The 686-nt window shown below is 33.5% G+C and carries 1 protein-coding gene; it reads left to right on the forward strand.

Annotated features, from left to right (window positions below):
* Positions 1-380: F-box protein (locus Q8777_RS02660; RefSeq protein WP_318749501.1), on the forward strand; the 380-nt coding region annotated here is incomplete at its 5' end.
* Positions 381-686: the final 306 nt, after the last annotated feature.

Genomic DNA, 686 nt, shown 5'->3' on the forward strand with positions numbered 1-686 from the left:
GTGAAATCCTCTCGAGGCTCCCAATCAGAGAATGCGTTGCCACTTGCGTCCTCTCTCGCAGTTGGCGTAACCGTTGGAAAGATCTCCAAATATTGAACTTCTCCACGAAAGGTATTTTATTACAAAAAGACCACAGGCGCTTCATTGATTTCCTCAAGTGGTTTCTGCTTCAGCAGCACGGGGCCATTGTTCCAAAGCTTAGGATCCATTATTACGCAGCCTATGAATTGGGTTTCGACGAAGCTGCTTTGAAGGCGTTGATTTCTGCCGCCATTGGATACCACTTGGAGGAACTGAAGCTTGACTTGTCGAGTTCACCAATACGGAAATTCATGTTTATTCAATTGCTGCGCCGCACTCGTGCATTTGGAATTAGTTAGCTGTATCCATGATGACCTAGATTGCATAGGTAAATTAATTTTCCTAGTATTTTTTTTTCCTTAAAATTAATTCAAAATTATTTTTATTGGAATAAATTTTATATATTTTTAATTTCTTTTAACTTTTTAAATGTGTAGTTTAAATATTCAATTAATTATTTAAATATTTATTTTTACTTTAAAATTAATTAAAGATGACATAAAATATATATTTTATTAATTAAAAGATGCAGGGTTTGGTAAAGCTTTTACTTTTCGAAAGTAGCTTATGAAAGTTATCTTTTAAAAGATAACTTTTTAAAAGCC

Source organism: Candidatus Phytoplasma stylosanthis, assembly GCF_032886435.1.
In the GTDB taxonomy this organism is placed as follows: domain Bacteria; phylum Bacillota_I; class Bacilli_A; order Acholeplasmatales; family Acholeplasmataceae; genus Phytoplasma; species Phytoplasma stylosanthis.